The sequence below is a fragment of the Acidiphilium sp. JA12-A1 genome, assembly GCF_000724705.2.
GTDB lineage: Bacteria > Pseudomonadota > Alphaproteobacteria > Acetobacterales > Acetobacteraceae > Acidiphilium > Acidiphilium multivorum.
The window spans coordinates 43,430-60,532 of sequence record NZ_JFHO01000004.1 but is presented as its reverse complement, the minus strand read 5'-3'; the positions used below and the strand labels follow the sequence as shown (position 1 = coordinate 60,532).

The window sequence follows — 17,103 nt, the reverse complement described above, 5'->3', positions numbered from 1 at the left end:
GCTCCTTGCTTCGTGTCGCGGCCCGTCACTCGGCGGCGACGCTGTAGGTGGGCGCGGTGGCCTCGTTCACGGCGCGTTCGAGAATGTCGAGCCCGGCCGCCAGCAGGTCATCATCGATGGTGAGCGGCGCCAGCACCTTGACGATCTCGCCACCGGCGCCGCTGGTCTCGATCACCAGCCCCTCGCGGAAGGCGATTCCGGTGATGCGCTCGGCCATCTCGCCGGTGCCGGCATCGATGCCCTGCATCATGCCGCGGCCGCGCGTGCCCATCCCATGCCGCGCCGCGATCGCATCGAGCCGGCGGCCGAGCAGGTCGCCGCGCCGGGCGATGTCGGCGGCGAAGGCGTCATCGCTCCAGAAATGGCGGATCGCCGCGGCGGCGGTGACGAAGGCGTGGTTGTTGCCGCGGAACGTGCCGTTGTGCTCGCCGGGCTTCCACTGGTCGAGTTCCGGGCGGAACAGGGTCAGCGCGAAGGGCGCGCCGATGCCGGAGAGCGATTTCGCGAGGGTGATGATGTCGGGGCGGATGCCCATCTCCTCGAAGCTGAAGAAGCGGCCGGTGCGGCCGCAGCCGGCCTGGATGTCATCCACGATCAGCAGCGCGCCGTGGCGCTTCGCGAGCGCGGCGATCTTGCGCATCCATCCGGCGGAGGCGGCGTTCAGCCCGCCCTCGCCCTGCACCGTCTCGACCAGGAACGCCGCCGGCGCGTCGAGGCCCGAGGAGCCGTCGGCAAGGCGCTGCTCCAGCAGGTCGGCGGTATCGATCTCCGGGCCGTAATACCCGTCATAAGGCTCGTGGCTGACATGGGCGAGCGGCACGCCGGCGCCGCCGCGCTTGCCCTCGTTGCCGGTGCAGGCGAGGGCGCCGAGCGTCATGCCGTGGAAGCCGTTGGTGAAGGCGATCACGGTCTGCCGGCCGGTCACCTTGCGGGCGAGCTTGAGCGCGGCCTCGACGGCATTGGTTCCGGTCGGGCCGACGAACATGGCGCGATAATCCATGCCTCGCGGCTTCAGGATCACGGTTTCCAGCGCGTCGAGGAACTCGGCCTTGGCGTCGGTATGGAAGTCGAGTCCATGAGCGATGCCGTCGCGGGCGATATAGTCGATCAGCGCCCGTTTCAGCACCGGATGATTGTGGCCGTAATTCAGCGACGAGCAGCCGGCGAGGAAATCCAGGTAGCGGCCGCCGTGGCTGTCATGCAGCCAGGCGCCTTCGGCCCGCGTGAACTGGCGCGGGATCGCGGTGCAGTAGCTCCGCACCCGGGACTCCATGCGCTCGTAGATCGCGGTATCCGGCTTGCGCCGGGAGGGGCGCGGCAGATCGGTCATGAGATGTCCTTTCGTGCTGGTTCGGCGACGGGCTGGGGAAGGCCGATCGTCACCTCGAACTCGGTGTCGTGCAGGCCGGCGAAATGGGCGGCGCGGTCGAAGCGCACCGCCCGGGCGAACGAGCCGCCGCGCCGGCGGGCAAGGCTTTCGAACAGCCGCCACGACGCGGTGTTCGCCTCGGTGATGGTGGTGGTCAGGGCGCGCACGCCGGCAATGGCGGGACGGTCGAGCAGCGCATCGAGCATCTGCCCGCCGAGGCCGATGCCCCGCGCCGCGGACGAGACCGCGACCTGCCAGACGAAGATGCGCGAGAGGTCTGACGGCGGGCGGTAGCCCGAAATCCAGCCGACCACCGCGCCCTCGCGCTCGGCGAGCACGCAGGTTTCGGCGAAATCGGTGCATTGCAGCAGGTTGCAATAGGCCGAATTGGCATCGAGCGGCGGGCAGTCCGCGATCAGCGCGGTCACCGCCGGACCATCGGCCGCGGTCGGCCGACGCAGCGCCACCGCGCTGCCGCACGGTGCCGCCAGATTGTCGATATGGCCCGGAATTATTTCATCCTCCGAAACAGATTTGTCCCGTGTCGCGCCACCACAGGCAGCGACGTGAAACCAGAGATACGAAAATATTTGAAAATATCAAGTTTTTTTGTGAATGTTTTCGCCGAAGCGCCCATAATGTCCATGAAATATCTTTCGATTATTGAAATATATTCCCGTTGCAAACGGCGCCGTTCTGAGGCTCCATGCGGGCATGGACGAAGATCTCACCAGCGCGACGCTGCGGGCCATCCGCCGCATCCTGCGGGCCACCGACCAGGGCAGCCACCGCCTCTACGCGGCGACGGGGCTGACCACCTCGCAATTCCTCGTGCTGCAGGAAATCGACCGCCGGGGCGACGCCACGCCGGGCACCATCGCCACGGCGCTGCAATTCGGCCAGGCGACCATCACCAATATCGCCGACCGCCTCGTTGCCGCCGGGCTGATCACCCGCCGCCGCGGCGAGCGCGACAAGCGCCAGGTGATCCTGGCGGCGACGGATGCGGGCCGCGCCGCGCTCGGGCGCGCGCCGGACCTGTTGCAGGAGCGCTTCCGCGACCGCTTCCAGGGCCTGCCGCTCTGGGAGCGGGCGATGATTCTTGCCGCGCTCGAACGCGTCGGCTCGCTGCTCGACGCCAGCGGAATCGACGCCGCGCCACTGATCGCCGCGGGTGCGATCGACCGCGCCGCCGGCCCTCCGGCGGAGGCCGAACCGGCGCCCCGCCAGGACGCGGCCCCGGCAATCGGGCATCCGTCCTGACTTTTTTCGGTCTCCGCCGGCGCCTGCCGGTGAAACAAGGTGATACAATCCATAGATGAGGGTGCGATATGCGGCGCCGGGTCTCGTCGGGCGCCGCTCCGGTCAACCAAGGAGGGGCCATGACCCGGAAGCTGGAACTCCACGTCAACGGGCAGGTGCATATGGTCGAGGCGGAGCCCGACAGCATGCTGCTCTACGCATTGCGCGACAATCTCGGCCTGCACGGTCCGAAATTCGGCTGCGGGCTTTCGGAATGCGGCGCCTGCACCGTCATCCTGAACGGCAACGCCGTGCATTCCTGCGTAACACCGCTGCAGGCGGCCGTCGGCCAGAAGATCACCACGCTCGAGGGGCTGTCCTCCGACGGCAAGCCGAACAAGTTGCAGCAGGCTTTCATCGACGAACAGGCCGCGCAATGCGGCTACTGCATCAACGGCATGATCATGACCGCGCAGGCCCTGATCGATCGCAAGCCGCACGCCACGCGCGACGAGATCAAGACCGCGCTCGAAGGCAATCTCTGCCGCTGCGGCACGCACATGCGCATCCTGCGCGCGGTCGAGCGCGTCACCACGGGTCATGCCGCCCAGGGAGGCACCCCATGAACGCTGTCAACGGCGTCGGCCGCCGCGTCTTCCTGCAGGGCAGCGGCGGGCTGTTCATCGCCTTCAGCCTGTTCGGCCGCGCCGAGGCCGCCGAGGCGCCGCAGAAGATCGGCACCGTCCATGCCCCGCCGCCGGCAGATCGCCTCTATGCCTGGCTCGCCGTGCACCCGGACAACACGGCAACATTGTTCACCGGCAAGGTCGATGTCGGCACCGGCACCGAGACCGCCCTTGCCCAGATCGCGGCCGAGGAACTCGACTTTCCGGTCGATCGGCTCGGCGTGGTGATGGGCAACACCGCGGAAACGGTCAATCAGGGCCCCAGCTATGGCAGCCGCACCATCCGCTATGCCGGCCCGCAGATCCGCCAGGCCGCCGCCGCCGGCCGCGCCGCGCTGCTCGACCTCGCCGCCCGGCATTTCGGCACGAAGGCCGACGCGCTCACGGTGAAGGACGGCGTGGTGTCGGTGAAGGGCGCGCCCGGCAAGACCGTGACCTATGGCAAGCTCGTCGACGGCAAGCGGCTCGACATGAAGATCGGCGCCAGCGGCACCTCGTTCGGCATGAAGGTGGCACCGCAGGCGAAGCCCAAGAACCCGGCGGACTATACGGTCGTCGGCCGTTCGGTTCCGCGCAAGGACATTCCGGGCAAGATCCTCGCCGACTTCACCTATATCCAGGACGTCCGGGTGCCGGGCATGCTGCATGGCCGCGTGGTGCGCCCCTATGGCGTGCATGCGAAGCTGGAAAGCGTCGACGTCTCCGCGGTGAAGGACATTCCCGGCTTCGTGCAGCTTGTCCGGCGCGACAATTTCCTCGGTGTCGTGTGCGAGACCGAGTGGGGCGCCATCCAGGCCGCGGCGAAGCTCGGCTCGGTGCTGCATCCGAAGGGCCCCGATGCCTACCCGGCGAAATGGTCCAAATGGGACGGCCTGCCGCCGATGGACCGGATCTGGGACGTGGTGCGCGACGCCCCCGGCAAGACCACGATGGTCGCCAACCGCGGCTCGGTCGACAACGCGATGGCAACCGCCGCGAAGACGCTGAAGGCCACCTACCAGACGCCGTTCCAGATGCATGGCTCGATCGGCCCCTCCTGCGCGGTGGCCGATGTGAACAAGGAACGGGCGATCTTCTGGTCCGGCACGCAGATGCCGCACGAGGCGCGGCGCGACATGGCGAAGCTGCTCGGCATGAAGCCCGACCAGATCGAACTGCGCTGGTTCGAGGCTGCCGGGGCCTATGGCCGCAACGGGCTCGAACACGCGGTGGCCGACGCGGCGCTGATGTCGCAGGCGGTGGGCCGGCCGGTCCGCGTGCAGTGGATGCGCTGGGACGAGCACGGCTGGGAGCCCAAGGGGCCGCCAATCGCGCAGGACCTCGAAGCGGCGATCGACGCCAAGGGCAACGTCACCGCCTGGCGCCACCGGATGTGGATTCCGACCTTCCTCGACACCACGCTGATCGCCGCCGAGCTGATCGGCCGCCCGGATCTCGTCGGCTCGGTCGGCCACGGCCTGCCGGCGATCACCTATGCCTACCAGTTCGAGAACGCCGAGGTCTCCTCGCATGGCGATGGCAAGGTCGCGCTGCGCACCGCGTGGCTGCGCTCGCCCGCGCAGTACGAGACGACCTTCGCGATGGAATCCTTCATCGACGAACTCGCCGCCGCCACCGGGCAGGATCCGCTGGACTTCCGCCTCAAGCACCTCAAGGATCCGCGCGCGATCGACGTGCTGAAGGCGGCGGCGAAGCAATATGGCTGGAAGCCCCGCCCCGCACGCGGCCGATCGCCACAGGGCGGCAATCCCGTCACCGGGCGCGGCATCGCGTGGGTGAACCGCGACGACAGCCGGGTCGCGACCATCGCCGATGTCACGGTCGATCCGCAGAGCGGGACGATCAGGGTCGAGCGCGTCGTCGTCGCGCATGATTGCGGGCTGGTGGTGAACCCGGACGGAATCCGCAACCAGGTCGAAGGCAACGTGATCCAGTCGATCAGCCGCACGCTGCACGAGGAGGTCACGTTCGACCGCTCGCACGTGACCAGCCGCGACTGGGTGGGCTACCCGATCCTGCGCTTCAGCGAGGTGCCGGACAGCATCGAGGTCGTGATCGTCAACAACGATCCGAAATACCCGATGCACGGGGCCGGCGAGCCCGCCACCTGCCCGACCGCGGCGGTCATCAGCAACGCGGTCTATGACGCGGTGGGCATCCGGCTCCGCGAACTGCCGTTCCGGCCGGACCGGGTGAAGGCAGCACTCGGCCGGGCCTGACCGCCGGCGCTTCCGCGAGGGCGGCGGGGCGGCCTAGCCGCCCTCCTCCTCCTCGCGGAAGATCGCCTTCGCCATGCGGAAGGCGGAATTCGCCGCCGGCACGCCGGCATAGACGGCAACCTGCATCAGCGTCTCGGCGATTTCCTCCCGGGTCGCTCCGGTGTTGCGGGTCGCGCGCAGATGCAGCTTGAACTCCTCCTCGCGCCCGAGTGACGCGGTGATCGCCAGCACCAGCAGCGAGCGCATCGCCCGCGGCAGGCCCGGCCGGGTCCAGACCTTGCCCCAGGCGGTTTCGGTGATGAAGCGCTGGAAGTCGCGGTCGAACTCCGTCGCCCCGTCCAGCGAACGGGCGACATGGGCGGGGCCGAGCACCGCACGGCGCACGCCGAGCCCGGCCTCATACGCATCGCCGCCGCCGCGGGCGGCAAGGAAGTCGAGCATCGCGCGGGTAACGTCCGCTGACTTCTCGACGGTGGGAATATGCGCGGCATTCTCGATGACGGCGAAGCGCACATCCGGCGCCCCCGCCTCGACCAGCGCCGTCATCAGCGCCTGCGCGCTGGCCACCGGCGTCGAGACATCGCCATCGCCGACCAGCACCAGGGCCGGCACCTTGAGCCGGCGCGTCGTCGGCCCGAGATCGGCCATCGCGATCGCCATCGCGCAGCCCGCATAGCCATCGATGCTGGTGCCGCGCAGCATCGCGCGCAGGCCGCGCGCCGGCGGCGCGTCGATGAAGCCGGGCGTCACCCAGCGCGCCAGCACCCCGTCCTCGATCGCGCCGATTCCCTGCCCGCGCACGCTCGCCACCCGCTCGCGCCAGGATTCGAGCGAGGGGATCGCCATCGCGGTGTCGCAGAGCATCAGCGCCTCGGTGCGGCCGGGATGCCGCGCCGCGAATTCCTGGGCGATCATCCCGCCGATCGAGATGCCGCCGATGACCGCGGCGCCCACGCCGAGCGCGTCGAGCACCGCGGCGACATCGCCGGCGAGTTGCGCCATGGTGTAATCGCCCGGCGTCGACTCGGTCAGGCCATGGCCGCGCATGTCCGGGCGGATGACCCGGAAGCTCCGCGCGAGCGCCGCGGCCTGGTCGTCCCAGACCCGGTGGTCGGTCCCGAGCGAATGCAGCAGAACCAGCGGCGGCGATCCGTCCCGCCCGTCGATCCTGACATGAACATTGATGTCACCCGCCATCACGAACATCGCCCGCTCCTTCCCTCGCGCCGTTGCCCGGACCATAGGGCCGGCGCGCGGCTCCCGGCAACCGCGGACGGGGCTTGATCGCCGCCGCGCCACGTGATCTTGTCATCAATGTGTCACGTTACTGTCATCGCCATGACATGCAGGCGCGTTAACTGGCAGCGCCAATTCAAAAAAGGGGACTCTGCATGAAACGCCGCACCCTGATCGCCTCGGCCCCGGCCACGGCGCTGGTCGCCGCAACCGCGCGCGCCGCAGCGCCCACCCGGGTCGTGCTCTGGCACGCCATGGGTGGCGCGCTCGGCGACAAGCTGCAGTCGATCGTCGACGCCTTCAACAAGAGCCAGGCGGATTTCGCCGTCGACGCAGTCTACAAGGGCTCCTACCCGCAGGTGCTGACGGCCACCATCGCCGCCTGGCGCGCCGGCAAGGCGCCCTCGATCGCCCAGGTGTTCGATGTCGGCACCGCCGACATGCTCGGCGCCGGCCGCGCCGTGGTCGATGTCTACAAGCTCGCGGAGATGACGGGCGTGCCGATCGAGGCATCCACCTATATCCCTGCGGTGCGCGGCTACTACAGCCTCAACGACGGCAAGATGGGCGCTGCCCCGTTCAACTCCTCGACCGCGCTGATGTGGATCAACGAGGACGCCTTCGAGAAGGCCGGACTCGACCCCAAGGCCCCGCTCGCGACCTGGGACGACGTGATCAAGGCCGCCCGCGCGGTCAAGGCGAAGGGGGCCGCTGAAATCCCGGTGATGACCTCATGGCCGACCTGGGTGCATTTCGAGCAGTTCGCCGCCATCCACAATGTCGAATACGCCACGCTGAATGACGGTTTCGGCGGCCCGAACCCGAAACTGCGGCTCGACTCGCATCCCTTCGTGCGCAATCTCGACACGCTGCTGACGATGCAGAAGGAAGGCCTGTTCCACTACGAGGGCCGCGACGGCAAGCCGAGCCCGATCTTCTATGCCGGCAAGGCGGCGATCACCTTCGACAGCTCCTCGATCTACGGCCAGCTGGTGAAGAGCGCGAAGTTCCGCTTCGCCAACGCCTACCTCCCCTACCATCCCTCGATCATCAAGAGCCCGATCAACTCGATCATCGGCGGCGCCGCCTTCTGGGCGATGACCGCGCCGGGCCGTGGCAAGGCGGAATACGAGGCCGTGGCGCGTTTCTTCAAGTTCATCTCCGAACCGCAGAACGATGCCGGCTGGGCCGAGGCCACCGGCTATGTGCCGGTGACGCTGGCGGGGAACGACTACATCGCCAAGCAGGGCTTTTACGCAAAGCAGCCGGGCGGCGACCTCGCGGTCAAGCAGCTCACCCGCACGGAGCCGACGAAGTATTCGCGCGGCATCCGCCTGGGCGGCATGCCGGAAGTCCGCGTGATCATCGAGGAAGAGTGGGAAAGCGCGATCCAGAACGGCACGCCGGCCCACAAGGCGCTGGCGCGCGCCCAGCAGCGCAGCCAGGCGGTGGTCGACCGCTTCGCCCGCGCCCTGCACGGCTGACCAGCCGGCGCGATGGAGAGACGCACCCTCTTCGGCGGCCGGCTGCTGCCGGCCGTCCTGGTGGCCCCGCAGCTCGCCATCACGATCCTGTTCTTCCTGCTTCCCGCCTGGCGCGCTTTCTCCGAAAGCGTCCAGGCGACGGACGCCTTCGGGCTGAACACCAGCTTCGTCGGTCTCGCCAATTTCCGCACGCTGATGAGCTCGCCGGTCTATCAGGCGGCCCTGCTGCGCACCGTGCTCTTCTGTGCGGCAGTCACCGTGCTGTCGATGGCCGGCGGCCTCGTGCTTGCCTGCTTCGCCAATCGCGGCATACGCGGCCAGTCGGTCTATCGCGTCCTGCTGATCTGGCCCTATGCCATCGCACCGGCTCTGGCCTCGGTGATCTTTGTCTTCCTGCTCCAGCCGCAGATCGGGCTGCTCTCCAACGTCCTTGCCCGGTTGGGGATCGATTTCAACTATGCCACCAACGGCACCGACGCCTTCGGCCTGATTGTGCTGATCGCTGCCTGGAAGCAGGTCAGCTACAATTTCATCTTCTACCTTGCGGGCCTGCAATCGGTGCCCGCCTCGGTGATCGAGGCGGCGACGCTCGACGGCGCGCGGGGCTTCTACCGGTTCCGCACCGTGATCTGGCCGCTGCTCGCCCCCACCACCTTCTTCCTGCTGGTGATCAACACCGTCTACGCCGCCTTCGACGCCTTCGCGCTGATCTTCGCGCTCACCGGCGGCGGCCCGGGCAGCTCGACGACGACGCTGGTGGTCAAGGTCTATCGCGACGGGGTGATCAATCTCGATCTCGGCGGCTCGGCCGCGCAATCGGTCATCCTGATGGCGCTGATCGTGGTCCTCACCACGATCCAGTTCCGCTATACCGGCAAGCGCGCGACATGAACCGCAAGCCCGACTACCTTGCCCACGCCGTGCTCATCCTCGGCGTGCTGATCTTCATCTTCCCGATCTGGGTCGCCTTTTCCGGCGCCACCCAGTCGGCCGGGGCGATCAACCGCGGCGACCTGTCGCTGATCCCGCGCCTCTCGGGCCTGCCCGTGTTCATAAATGCGCTCGGCTTCGGCAACACGGCGAAGGGCGGCGTGCCGATCTGGCACATGATGATGGTCAGCGCGCTGATGGCGCTCGGCATCGCCCTCGGCAAGATCGCGATCTCCTCGATCTCGGCCTTCGCCATCGCCTTCTTCCGCTTTCCCTTCCGCATGGTCGCCTTCTGGCTGATCTTCATCACGCTGATGCTGCCGGTCGAGGTGCGGATCATCCCGACCTATTCGGTGATGTCGGACTTCCACCTGATCAACACCTTCACCGGCCTGACCATGCCGCTGATCGCCTCGGCGACGGCGACGCTGCTGTTCCGCCAGGTCTTCCTCGCGGTGCCGGACGAGCTGGTCGAGGCGGCGAAGCTCGACGGCGCCGGGCCGATGCGCTTCTTCTTCGACATCCTGCTGCCGGTCTCCGGCGCCAATCTCGCCGCCCTGTTCGTGATCCTGTTCGTCTATGGCTGGAACCAGTATCTCTGGCCGCTGCTGGTCGCGACCAACGGGCGGCTCGACACGATCGTGCTCGGCATCGTGCAGATGATCACCTCGGACCAGCTCACGCCCTGGAACCTCGTCATGGCGGCGACCATCCTCGCCATCGTGCCGCCGGTCTTCGTCGTGGTGGCGATGCAGCGCTGGTTCGTCGCCGGCCTCACCGAAACGGACAAGTAATGGCAACGCTGGAACTGCAGGGACTGACCAAGAGCTTCGGCCGGACGACCGTGCTGCACGGCATCGACCTGCGCCTCGCCGATGGCGAGATGCTGGTCATCGTCGGCGCCTCGGGCTGCGGCAAGTCAACCCTGCTGCGCCTCGTCGCAGGGCTGGAGGCGCCGAGCAGCGGCCGCATCCTGCTCGATGGGCGCGACATCACCGATGTCGATCCCTCCAAGCGCGACATCGCGATGGTGTTCCAGAACTACGCGCTCTATCCGCACATGAGCGTGTTCGACAACATGGCCTACGGGCTGAAGCTCAAGGGCATGGCGAAGGCCGAGATCGCCCGCCGGGTCGAGGATGCCGCCGACACGCTGGGGCTTTCGGAACTGCTCGGGCGCAAGCCGCGCGCGCTCTCCGGCGGCCAGCGCCAGCGCGTCGCCATGGGGCGCGCCATCGTGCGCGAGCCGAAGCTGTTCCTGTTCGACGAGCCGCTCTCAAATCTCGACGCCCGGCTGCGGGTGCAGGTGCGCGCCGATATCCGCAAGCTGCAGAAGCGCCTCAACGTCACCAGCCTCTACGTCACCCACGACCAGATCGAGGCGATGACGCTCGCCGACCGGCTGATCGTCATGCACCAGGGCCGCGCTGCGCAGATCGCCCCGCCGGTCGAGGTCTTCGCCCATCCGGCCGATACCTATGTCGCCGGTTTCATCGGTGAGCCGGCGATGAATTTCTGCGCCGCCCGCCTCGGGCCGGAGGGCCGCAGCGCGCGGCTCGATGCCGGGCCGGAGATCGCGCTGCCCGCCGGCTCATGGGGGCGCGAGGGCGCGAGGGTGACGATCGGCATCCGCCCACAGCACGTGACCCTCTCCACATCGGCCGATGCCCTGCGCGTCGCGATCGACCTGGTCGAGCCGCTCGGCTCGGAGACCCTGCTGCACGGCCATCTCGGCAATGGCGAAACCTTCGCGATCCGCGTCAGCGGGCCGGCGCCCGACGCCGCCGAACTCGGCGCCGACCTGCCCGCCGAACAGCTCCATGTTTTTGACGGCGGGTCCGGCCGGCGCCTCGCGCCCGGCTGACCGTTCAGGCTTTCGGTAGCCGCCCCATCGCGAAGAATTCCGGATTGGGCTGCATCCCGGCCATGTTGGCGAGCCGGTTCGACATCGCGAAGAACGCCGCGATCGCGCCGATATCCCAGATCTCGTCGGCGTCGAACCCCTGTTCGTAGAGTGCCGCGTGATCGTCCGGCCCGACCGTGTCCGAGGCGGTCGCGACCTTCATCGCGTAATCGATCATCGCGCGCTGGCGCGGGGTCAACCGCGCCTTGCCCGGGTTGACCGCCAGCCGGTCGGCGATTTCCGGATCCTTCGCATAGATCCGCAGGATCGCCCCGTGCGCCACCACGCAATAGAGGCAGTGATTGGCGCCCGAGGTCGCAACCACGATCATCTCGCGCTCCGCCTTGCTCAGCCCGGCCGGACGGAGCATCAGCGCGTCGTGATAGGCGAAAAAGGCGCGGAACTCGTCGGGCCGGTGCGCGAGGGCGAGGAACACGTTCGGAACGAAGCCCGCCTTTTCCTGCACGGCGAGGATCTTCTCGCGGATGTCCGCGGGAAGCGCGCCGAGGTCGGGCACCGGAAACCGGCTGATCGCGTCATGCCGCTTGTCGTTCATTGCCACAGCGCCCCTCTCCGGCCTCGTTTCGCGCCACCGCACATTCGGCGCGCGGGGTGGGAAAATCAACCTTGCCGCGGCGGCTCAGAGGCCCCGACCGGCGCGGCAGAGCTTGATGAACCCGGCGACCGCCGGGCCCTGCGGCCGGCCGGCGATCGCGGCGAGGCGCACCTCGCGGCTCAGCGGCGGCTCGGCGAGGCGGCAGGTCACCAGCGGCGAGGGCACCGCCATCCGTTCCGAAAGAAGGGCGATGCCAAGTCCCGCGGCGACGAGATCCAGCATGTGCCCGGTGCCGCCATCGCATCGGCGCAAACGGAACGCCCCGTCGCAGGCCGCGTACAGCGCCTGGGCGAAGCCGCCGCAGCGCTCGCCGTGCAGCAGCACCTCGCCGTTCAGGTCGGCGGCGGTGACGCTTGCGGCATTCGCCAGCCGGTGCTGCGGCGGCATGACCGCGACAGCCCCCTCCTCATAGAGTTTCCAGTGGTTGAAGCGTTCCGGCAGGGCGCAGTCGGCGGGCAGCACCGCGCAGTCGAGCATGTCGGAGAGCATCGATTCGACCAGCATCGCCGCGGCCGCTTCCTCGAAGCGGACCATCAGGTCGGGCATCAGCGTCGCGATCTCGCGCACCGCGCCGGCGATCGCCGAGGCGCCGACGCCGGGGCCGAGGCCGATCTTCAGACTCGCCATCGGCTGCCGCCGCCGCGCCTCGGCCAGTGCCGCGGCATTGTCGGCCGCGGCCAGCATCGCATCGAGATGCGGCAGCATGGCCCGGCCGAGTTCGGTCAGTTGCGTCAGGTTGCGCTCGCGATAGACGAGTGGGCCGCCCAGCTCGTCCTCCAGCCGCTGGATCGCGCGCGTCAGCGCCGGCTGGCTGACATTGCAGGCCTCGGCGGCGCGCGTGAAGTTCAGCAGCCGGCTCAGCGCGACGAAATAGCGCACTTGGGTCAGCTCCATCGCGTCTACTCCCGTTCCGGCGCGGTGAGGCGGCGCAGCGCGGAGAGGATGCGCTCGGGGGCGGCGCGGCGGGTGAAGTCGACATTGACGAAGCGCCAGGCCACGCGGCCATCGGCATCGAGCAGGAACACCGCTGGTATCGGCAGAAATTCCGCGCCGTTGTCATGGCGGTCGGCAAAGTCGATCCCTGCCCGCATCAGCCGCGCCCGGTAGATCGGCGGAATCCTGAACACCACCCCGGCGGCGAGTCCCACCCCGCAATCGACGTCCGACAGCACGTCGAACATCGCGCCGTGGTTGCGCTTCGCCTCCCGCGCCCAGGGACCGATATCGGGGGTGAGGGCCATGAGCGATGCCCCCGCGGCCTCGATCTCCGGCAGGGCGCCCACCAGCGCATCAAGCATCAGCCGGCAAAACGGGCACCATTCGCCGCGAAAGAACTGCACGAGGACCGGCCCCCGCGCGAGGCGGCTGGCGAGCGAGACGAGCCGCCCCTCGGTATCCGGCAGCACGAAATCCGGAAACGTTGCCTCCTCCGGCAGAACGCTGGGCAGGAAGCCGTTGGTGCTGAGTGTGGTGAAGACTTCCTCGTAAGCGAGGCGCACCGCCTCGTCGGCGGTGCGGCGGTCGCGTTCTGCCTGGAGTTGTTCATCTAGGCCCATGGCCGGTTCGGTCTCCGTCACCTGCAGAGTGTAGCAAAGCCGCCATCCCGATCAATTCCCGGCCAGAGCCGGGACGACCGGGCGGCGGCTGCGATGCGTCGGGGCATCGTCCGATCCGACAGGATCGGGCGCGTCCTACGAGGCGGAGTGACCCATTGCGCTGTGACCCATCTTGTCGTGCCCCATCTTGTCGTGACCCATCGCGTTGTGACCCATGGCGGTGCCGTGGCCCATCGCATTGTGGCCCATGGCGGTGGTGTGGCCCATCGCGCTCTGGTGGCTCATCGTGTCATGCCCCATCGCGCTGGTGGTCTGCGCCTGGGCGACGCCGGCGACGAGGCCGAGGGCAAGGGCGGTCGTGGCGAGAATGCGGATCATGGTGGTCTCCTCTGTCTGGGGGGCGGCGCCCCGGTCTGGTTTCTCGCGGACCGGTGATCGTCGTCCGCCCCGCAAACATGACCGGCCCGGCGCGGCCGATCCAATGCCGTTTGGTCATCGTTTCGATACCTCGACCCGGGCACGGCGGCGGGCGCATCACGGCGTCATCGCAACAACAGGCGAGGAAACCGACAATGCGCCGACACCGCCCCATCCACCCCCTGCCGCTGCGCGTCATGCACTGGCTGAACGCGGTCGCCATCATCACGCTGATCGGCAGCGGCTGGGAGATCTACGATGCCTCTCCCTTCCTGCCCTTCACCTTCCCGCAATGGGCGACGATCGGGCAATGGCTGGGCGGGGCGATCGCCTGGCATCTCGCCGCGATCTGGCTGCTGATGCTCAACGGGCTCGCCTATCTCGCCTGGGGCACGGCGAGCGGCCATTTCCGCCGCAAGCTCCTGCCGGTGACGCCCCGCGCCGTGCTGCGCGACATCTGGGCCGCGCTGCGCCTGCGCCTGCCGCACGAGGTCGGCGTCTACAACGCGGTGCAGCGGCTGCTCTATCTCGGCGTCATCGCCCTCGGCATTCTCGCCGTGCTGTCGGGGCTGGCGGTCTGGAAGCCGGTGCAGCTCTGGTATCTCTCCGATCTGTTCGGCGGATTCTTCGATTCCCGCATCGTCCACTTCATCGCGATGGCCGGGATCTCCGCCTTCCTGATCGTCCACGTCCTGCTGGTCGCCCTGGTGCCGCGCGTCCTGCCCGCGATGATCACCGGCGGCCGCCTGCCCGATCCCCTCCCCAAGATGACCGAAGCCGCGGAGTAAGATCCATGAACACGCGCCTCAACCGCCGCGCCCTGCTCGGCCGCAGCCTCGCCTTCGGCGCCGCCGCCAGCCTCACCGGCTGCGACTACGACAACCTCAAACACCCCGACCTCGCCGACCGCGCGCTCACCGCGATGTCCCGCTGGAACGACGAGGTGCAGGCCGCTCTGTTCGATCCGCACACGCTGGCGCCGACCTTCCCGGCCTCCGCAATCACCCGGCCGCCGCGCTTCAACGCCTTCTACGGCATCGACCAGGCACCCCGCGTCGATCTCGCCACCTGGCGCCTCGGCCTCACCGGTCGCATCGGCGACAAGCGGCCCTGGCGCCTCGCGGAGCTGCGCGCCCTGCCGCAGGAAAGCCAGATCACCCGCCTCGTCTGCGTCGAGGGCTGGCGGGTGGTCGGCCAGTGGGGCGGCGTGCCGCTCGGCCATTTCCTGCGGCGGGTCAATGCCGACCTGAAGGCGCGCTATGTCTCGTTCCACTGCGCCGACGGGTATTACGAGAGCATCGACATGGCCTCCGCCCTGCACCCGCAGACGATCCTCGCGCTCGACTTTCTCGGCGCGCCGCTCACCGCCCCGTTCGGCGCCCCGGTGCGGCTGCGGATTCCGACAAAGCTCGGCTACAAGAACCCGAAATCGATCGTCGCCCTCGGCGTCACCAACACCTTCCCCAGCGGCTACTGGGTGCGGCAGGGCTATAACTGGTTCGGCGGCTCCTGAGCGGCTGCGATGTGTTCGAGCACCACGCGCCGCGGTTCCTCCGGAGCCGCGGCGATCGCCTCGGCCAGCGCGCGCATCCGCCGGCGGGCGTCGTAAAGCTGGTCGAGCAGCGAGAGCACCACCGGCATCGCCTCCTCGTCCACCCGCAGATCGGCGGCGAGCTCGTGGATCAGCCGCACCCGCGCGATGTCGATGCCATGGAACAGCCAGAGTCCCTCCGCCCGCTCCGGCCGCACCCATTCCAGCGCCACCCAGCGTTCGAGATCCGCCCGGGCCAGCCCCGCCTCCTCGGCGATCACGACATCGATCGTCACCCCGTCGCTCATGGCGGCACCTCCGTCTCCGTCATCCCGGCGCGCGGATCGGGCGTCTCCTCCGGCGTCCAGCCGCGCAGGAAGGTTTCCAGCGCCGTGTCAGACTTGCCAATCACAACGCGCAGCGTGGCATAGAGATCGCCCGCGGCGGCGGCGCCATGCGCCGGCACGCCGCGCCCGCGCAGCCGCAGCACCGTGCCGCTGTCCGAGCCCGCGGGAATCCGCATCCGCACCGCGCCGCCCGGCGTCGGCACCTCGACCTGCCCGCCCAGCACCGCCTCGGCCAGCGTCACCGGCAGATCGAGCCGGATATCCTGCCCTTCGCGGGTGAAGAAGCGATGCGGCGCCACGCTGACGCGGATCAGCGCATCGCCCGCCGGCCCGCCATTCCATCCCACCCCGCCCTTGCCGCGCAGGCGCAGCAGTTGCCCGTCCTCGGTGCCCGGGGGAATCCGCACGTCGAGCGTGCCGCCATCGGGAAGCGACAGCCGCCGCGTGCCGCCGACCACCGCCTCGACGAAGCCGATCGTCATCGAATAATGCCGGTCCTGCCCGCGCCCCGGCCCGCCGCGCCGTCCGCCGCCGCCACCGAACATCGAGCCGAACATCGCCTCGAGATCGTCGGTGGTCCAGGCGCCGCCGCCGTAGCGCGCGCCCTCGCCGGTCTCGGCATAGTCGCGCCAGGTGCCGTGCCGCGCGCGTTCCTGCCCCTCAGCATCGATCTCGCCGCGGTCGAAGCGGGCGCGCTGATCGGCGTCGGACAGCAGATGATAGGCCGCCGAGACCTCCTTGAACCGCGCCTCGGCCGCCGCGTTGCCGGGGTTGAGGTCGGGATGATGGTCCTTCGCCAGCCGGCGATAGGCCCGCCTTATGTCATCCTGCCCCGCATCGCGCGCCACACCCAGAACGTCGTAAGGATCCTTCACTCTGCCTCATCCCGGAACAGCGTCGTCTGTCGCGATCAAAGCACGCCGCGGGACGGCTGTCAGCCGCCCCGCCCGGCGGGGCGCACGAGGCTCGCCTGCGGCCCGTCCCGCCCCTCGGCCACGGCGAGGCGCACATCATCGCCCACGCGCAGCCGCGCGAACCCGTTTCCGGCCACGCTGTTGCGGTGGAAATACACCTCGCGCCCGTCATCCGTCGCGATGAAGCCATAGTCGGCATCGGCGACGAACCGGACCACCTGACCATGGACCAGCGCCTCCTCATGGTGCTTCACCGCGTCGTCGAGCCGCCGCGCATGGTCCTCCAGCTTGCGTACCGCGGCATCGAACGCGTCGCGAACCGCGACATACGGATCCTCATGCGCGTGGTTCTCCGGGCTTTCCCGGTTGATCACGATATCGCCCCGCGGCACCGCGATCTCGATCCGTGCGCGGTAGAGCTTGCCCTTGTGGTGATGCCGGTGCGGCGCCTCGATGATGACATGGCAGCGCAGGATCCGCGCCTCGAACCGGCTCAGCGCCTCCGCCTTCTCGCGGATGCGCGCCTCGAGCGCGGGGGAACGGTCGATGTCCTTGAAGGTGATCTGCAGCGGCACGGTCATTGCGACTTCTCCTTGGCTCTTGCCTGTCACATGAACAGCCTAGGCCTTCATCCGCCCGCCGCATTGACCGAC

Annotated in this window: 19 protein-coding genes and 1 pseudogene; 9 read left to right on the top strand and 11 right to left on the bottom strand. The window is 68.8% G+C overall.

Going from position 1 to position 17,103, the window contains the following annotated elements:
• Positions 1–25: 25 nt before the first annotated feature.
• Entirely contained in the window at positions 26–1,330 is a 1,305-nt protein-coding gene (gene ectB / locus RT91_RS00920; protein WP_035185165.1) for a diaminobutyrate--2-oxoglutarate transaminase, read from the bottom strand.
• Complete coding sequence (ectA, locus tag RT91_RS00915) at positions 1,327–1,836, bottom strand: diaminobutyrate acetyltransferase (RefSeq protein ID WP_012040477.1); 510 nt, start codon at positions 1,834–1,836, stop codon at positions 1,327–1,329. The genes ectB and ectA overlap by 4 nt, the downstream gene beginning before the upstream one ends.
• Before the next feature lie 247 nt (positions 1,837–2,083).
• Here ectA and RT91_RS00910 point away from each other — a divergent pair, with 247 nt between their 5' ends.
• The 3 genes from RT91_RS00910 (at position 2,084) to RT91_RS00900 (ending at position 5,516) form a co-directional block, all read left to right on the top strand.
• On the top strand, positions 2,084–2,632 hold the full coding sequence (locus RT91_RS00910) for a MarR family winged helix-turn-helix transcriptional regulator (RefSeq protein ID WP_007424000.1): 549 nt from the start codon (positions 2,084–2,086) through the stop codon (positions 2,630–2,632).
• Between the two features lie 119 nt (positions 2,633–2,751).
• Positions 2,752–3,237, top strand: coding sequence for a (2Fe-2S)-binding protein (locus RT91_RS00905; protein ID WP_007424001.1), 486 nt, complete (start codon positions 2,752–2,754; stop codon positions 3,235–3,237).
• Positions 3,234–5,516: a molybdopterin cofactor-binding domain-containing protein gene (locus RT91_RS00900; protein WP_035185161.1), complete on the top strand. Its 2,283-nt coding sequence runs from the start codon at positions 3,234–3,236 to the stop codon at positions 5,514–5,516. The genes RT91_RS00905 and RT91_RS00900 overlap by 4 nt, the downstream gene beginning before the upstream one ends.
• Before the next feature lie 33 nt (positions 5,517–5,549).
• Here RT91_RS00900 and pcaC read toward each other — a convergent pair whose 3' ends face one another.
• On the bottom strand, positions 5,550–5,957 hold the full coding sequence (gene pcaC / locus RT91_RS22955; protein ID WP_373856276.1) for a 4-carboxymuconolactone decarboxylase: 408 nt from the start codon (positions 5,955–5,957) through the stop codon (positions 5,550–5,552).
• Between the two features lie 21 nt (positions 5,958–5,978).
• Positions 5,979–6,713: pseudogene (locus RT91_RS22950) on the bottom strand (alpha/beta fold hydrolase); the annotation flags it as partial.
• A gap of 194 nt (positions 6,714–6,907) precedes the next feature.
• Between RT91_RS22950 and RT91_RS00890 the strand changes: the two are divergent.
• Genes RT91_RS00890 through RT91_RS00875 form a run of 4 tightly spaced genes read left to right on the top strand, consistent with a single transcriptional unit; the run spans position 6,908 to position 11,030 of the window.
• Positions 6,908–8,236: an extracellular solute-binding protein gene (locus RT91_RS00890; protein WP_007424004.1), complete on the top strand. Its 1,329-nt coding sequence runs from the start codon at positions 6,908–6,910 to the stop codon at positions 8,234–8,236.
• A gap of 12 nt (positions 8,237–8,248) precedes the next feature.
• Entirely contained in the window at positions 8,249–9,127 is an 879-nt protein-coding gene (locus RT91_RS00885; protein ID WP_035185157.1) for an ABC transporter permease subunit, read from the top strand.
• Positions 9,124–9,960, top strand: coding sequence for a sn-glycerol-3-phosphate ABC transporter permease UgpE (gene ugpE / locus RT91_RS00880; RefSeq protein ID WP_007424006.1), 837 nt, complete (start codon positions 9,124–9,126; stop codon positions 9,958–9,960). The genes RT91_RS00885 and ugpE overlap by 4 nt, the downstream gene beginning before the upstream one ends.
• Complete coding sequence (locus RT91_RS00875; protein ID WP_035185154.1) at positions 9,960–11,030, top strand: ABC transporter ATP-binding protein; 1,071 nt, start codon at positions 9,960–9,962, stop codon at positions 11,028–11,030. Before ugpE ends, RT91_RS00875 begins: the two co-directional genes overlap by 1 nt.
• Before the next feature lie 4 nt (positions 11,031–11,034).
• Here the strand turns inward: RT91_RS00875 and RT91_RS00870 are convergent, their stop codons facing one another.
• The 4 genes from RT91_RS00870 to RT91_RS00855 all read right to left on the bottom strand — a co-directional run bounded on the left by RT91_RS00870 (position 11,035) and on the right by RT91_RS00855 (position 13,619).
• Positions 11,035–11,625, bottom strand: a complete 591-nt coding sequence (locus tag RT91_RS00870; protein ID WP_012040471.1) for a peroxidase-related enzyme — start codon at positions 11,623–11,625, stop codon at positions 11,035–11,037.
• Between the two features lie 84 nt (positions 11,626–11,709).
• Positions 11,710–12,579, bottom strand: a complete 870-nt coding sequence (locus RT91_RS00865; protein WP_007424009.1) for a LysR family transcriptional regulator — start codon at positions 12,577–12,579, stop codon at positions 11,710–11,712.
• A gap of 5 nt (positions 12,580–12,584) precedes the next feature.
• Complete coding sequence (locus RT91_RS00860; protein WP_012040470.1) at positions 12,585–13,241, bottom strand: peroxiredoxin-like family protein; 657 nt, start codon at positions 13,239–13,241, stop codon at positions 12,585–12,587.
• Positions 13,242–13,376: 135 nt separating this feature from the next.
• Complete coding sequence (locus RT91_RS00855) at positions 13,377–13,619, bottom strand: hypothetical protein (RefSeq protein ID WP_007424011.1); 243 nt, start codon at positions 13,617–13,619, stop codon at positions 13,377–13,379.
• A 194-nt stretch (positions 13,620–13,813) separates the two neighbouring features.
• On the opposite strand from RT91_RS00855, the gene RT91_RS00850 reads away from it, so the two are divergent.
• Positions 13,814–14,446: a cytochrome b/b6 domain-containing protein gene (locus RT91_RS00850; RefSeq protein WP_012040469.1), complete on the top strand. Its 633-nt coding sequence runs from the start codon at positions 13,814–13,816 to the stop codon at positions 14,444–14,446.
• Between the two features lie 5 nt (positions 14,447–14,451).
• Complete coding sequence (locus tag RT91_RS00845) at positions 14,452–15,171, top strand: molybdopterin-dependent oxidoreductase (protein ID WP_012040468.1); 720 nt, start codon at positions 14,452–14,454, stop codon at positions 15,169–15,171.
• Here RT91_RS00845 and RT91_RS00840 read toward each other — a convergent pair.
• The 3 genes from RT91_RS00840 to RT91_RS00830 are packed head-to-tail and all read right to left on the bottom strand — an operon-like array spanning position 15,147 to position 17,031.
• Positions 15,147–15,497 (bottom strand): chaperone modulator CbpM, encoded by a 351-nt coding sequence (locus RT91_RS00840; RefSeq protein WP_035185150.1) that lies wholly within the window; start codon positions 15,495–15,497, stop codon positions 15,147–15,149. The two genes, RT91_RS00845 and RT91_RS00840, sit on opposite strands and share 25 nt — an antisense overlap.
• Positions 15,494–16,411 (bottom strand): DnaJ C-terminal domain-containing protein, encoded by a 918-nt coding sequence (locus RT91_RS00835; protein ID WP_035185148.1) that lies wholly within the window; start codon positions 16,409–16,411, stop codon positions 15,494–15,496. The genes RT91_RS00840 and RT91_RS00835 overlap by 4 nt, the downstream gene beginning before the upstream one ends.
• A 59-nt stretch (positions 16,412–16,470) precedes the next feature.
• A complete protein-coding gene (locus tag RT91_RS00830; protein WP_012040466.1) occupies positions 16,471–17,031 on the bottom strand; it encodes an HPF/RaiA family ribosome-associated protein in 561 nt (186 codons plus the stop codon).
• Positions 17,032–17,103 lie beyond the last annotated feature (72 nt).